The sequence below is a fragment of the Natrinema soli genome, assembly GCF_028618695.1.
Genome location: NZ_JAQIVI010000252.1, coordinates 1 through 2,706, shown reverse-complemented (window position 1 = coordinate 2,706; position 2,706 = coordinate 1). Strand labels below are relative to the sequence as shown.

3 protein-coding genes and 1 pseudogene are annotated in these 2,706 nt (G+C 66.3%); 2 read left to right on the top strand and 2 right to left on the bottom strand.

Annotated features, from left to right (window positions below):
- Positions 1-464 (bottom strand): alpha/beta fold hydrolase (locus tag PGX04_RS16005; protein WP_273739422.1); only part of this gene is annotated, 464 nt, incomplete at its 3' end.
- Complete coding sequence (locus PGX04_RS16000) at positions 461-1,807, bottom strand: O-acetylhomoserine aminocarboxypropyltransferase/cysteine synthase family protein (protein WP_273739421.1); 1,347 nt, start codon at positions 1,805-1,807, stop codon at positions 461-463. The genes PGX04_RS16005 and PGX04_RS16000, both read right to left, overlap by 4 nt.
- 256 nt (positions 1,808-2,063) lie before the next feature.
- Between PGX04_RS16000 and PGX04_RS15995 the strand changes: the two genes are divergently transcribed.
- Both PGX04_RS15995 and PGX04_RS15990 read left to right on the top strand, forming a co-directional pair.
- Complete coding sequence (locus PGX04_RS15995; protein WP_273739420.1) at positions 2,064-2,402, top strand: DsrE family protein; 339 nt, start codon at positions 2,064-2,066, stop codon at positions 2,400-2,402.
- Positions 2,403-2,565: 163 nt separating this feature from the next.
- A pseudogene (locus tag PGX04_RS15990) lies at positions 2,566-2,706 on the top strand (MFS transporter); the annotation flags it as partial.

The window sequence follows — 2,706 nt, the reverse complement described above, 5'->3', positions numbered from 1 at the left end:
TCGAGGACGTTCATCCCGCCGACGCTGCCGCCGACGACGGCGTGAATCCGCCCGACGCCGAGGGTGTCGAGCAACTCGCGCTGGGCGCGGGTCCAGTCGCCGACCGTGACCGGGGGGAAGTCGGTGCCGTAGGGCTCGCCCGTCTCCGGGTTCTCGCTTGCGGGACCGGTCGTCCCGTAACACGATCCGGGTGCGTTCGCACAGATCACGTAGTACTCGCTCGTGTCGATCGCTTTCCCGGGGCCGACGACGTCACCCCACCAGGCCCGGGCCTGCCCCGCCGTCTCGCCGCCCGCATCCGGTCGTCGGGCGACGTGGGCGCTGCCGGTCAGCGCGTGACAGACCAACACTGCGTTGTCGCCGGTGAAATCGCCGTAGGTCTCGTAGGCCACCTCGAGGTTCGGGATCGACTCCCCCGACTCGAACTGAAACTCCCCTAGATCGACCGTCTCCTTCGTCGTCACGGTGTCTCACCCGTCCCCCGACAGGCCCGTGTCGCCGCCTCGATCGCTTGCTCGAGGTCGGCCAGAATGTCTTCGGGATCCTCGATCCCGACCGACATCCGGATCAGGTCGGCTGTCACGCCCGCTTCCTCGCGTTCTTCCGGCGAGAGTTGGCCGTGGGTCGTGCTTGCCGGGTGAATGACGAGCGTCTTCGCGTCGCCGATATTCGCGAGGAACTGGGCGAGTTCGACGTTCTCGCAGAAGGCCTTGCCCGCCTCGAACCCTTCTTCGAGCCCGAACGCGACCATCCCACCGAAGTCCTCGAGATACCGCGTGGCGTTGTCGTGCGTGGGATGGTCCGCGAGTCCGGGATGCGTGACCCAGGCGACGTCCTCGTGGTCGGCGAGGTACTCCGCGACGATTGCAGCGTTCTCGCAGTGTTTTTCGACGCGCAGGGGCATCGACTCGAGCCCCTGAAGGGTCTGCCAGGCGTCGAACGGCGACTGCTGATTGCCGAGACTGCGTAGCGAGCGGAATCGGGCGGCGGCTGCGAACGGCGCGTCCGAAAAGTCCTGCGAGAAGTCGACGTCGTGGTAGGCGTGGTTCGGCCCCGCGATCTCGTCGTAGCCGTGCTCGCCCCAGGGGAAGGTCCCGCCGTCGACCAGCACCCCGCCGACCGTGGTGCCCGAGCCGTGGAGCCACTTGGTCGTGGACTCCCAGACGACGTCGGCCCCGTACTCGAGCGGTCGACACAGCGCCGGCGTCGCGAAGGTGTTGTCCACGACGAGCGGCACGCCGTTGTCGTGGGCGACCTCGGCGACGCGCTCGAAGTCGGGCGTGACCAGCGAGGGGTTGCCGATCGTCTCGACGTGGACGAACGCGGTGTCCTCGTCGATGGCCTCCTCGTAGGCGTCGTACTCGAGGGTGGGGACGAACCGCGGTTCGATGTCCCTGCGGGTCGCCGTCTTCGAGAAGTAGGCGGTGGTTCCGCCGTAGGTATCCGTCGAACAGACGACGTTGTCCCCCGCCTCGGCGAGGATCAGCACCGCGGAATCCAGCGCGGCCATGCCGCTACCGGTCGCGACCGCGCCGGCACCGCCCTCGAGGTCGGCGAGGCGGTCCTCGAGCGTCGTGACGGTCGGGTTGGCGATGCGAGAGTAGATGTAGCCGTCGTCCTCGAGGGCGTAGCGGGCGGCGGCCGTGTCGGCGTCCTCGAAGACGTAGGAGGTCGTCTGGTAGATCGGCGGTGCCATCGCGCCGGTCTCCGAATCGGAAGACTGGCCGGCGTGGACGCTGCGCGTGCCGAGTCCGCGCTCACTGCGCTCGGAATCGGCGTCGTGCTCGCCGCTCGCGTCGTCGCTCATGTTTAGTATGCATACTACTCCACGTTCATATGCGTGGCAGTAACGGCAAAAACCGCAGACTAGAGACTGTCTCGCACTGATCGGCTGCGTATACGCAGAGTCGTCTACGGATGCACAGACATCCGTCTCGAGTACTCGAGACGGCCGTTTCCGATGGCACGGAGAGGCAATCTCCGACGGTTCGAGCCCATCGTTTCCGCCGGGCGCTTCGCTTGCAGGCTCAAACGCTTTCCCTAGCCGGCCGCCCTGTCGAGACATGCAGACAGTTTTCCACCTCATCGCCGACGAACCGGCACAACAACGGACCGCGCTTACGATCGCCGAAAACCTCACGAAAGACGACTCCGTCGAGATCGACGACATTGCGATCGTCGCACAAGCCGACGGGATCGAGCCGCTGACGGCCGGCGGAGAGAACAGCGACGCAGTCGAATCGCTGCTCGAGACGGGCATCTCGGTCAAGGCCTGCGGCAACACGCTCGACCTCAAAGACCTCGCGGAATCGGATCTCGTCGATGGCGTCGAAACCGTTCCCTCCGGCGGCGGCGAACTCACACGACTGCAGAGCGAGGGATACGCCTACATCCGTCCGTAGCAGTCGTGGACGCGGTTCCGTTCGTTCGGGATCGCCCGCGAGTCAGTTCATTCGTCCCCGCGGAGAGACCGCAACACGGATCACGAAATCGCCGTCTTTCGGTCGGGTAGTCGTTCGTCTCGAGACGAACGGCTTCATACTCTCGGAGCGCCAAGCCCCCGTCGTGCACTCGAGTGATCGCGATCGGGCCGTGCTCGCCGCCCTCGTCTTCGCGGTGTTGTTCTCGCAGGTACTGCTCTATCCGGGCGTGGCGACGCTCGTGGCGGCGCTGGGTGCGGACGCGACGGGTTCGGCGTTCGCGGCG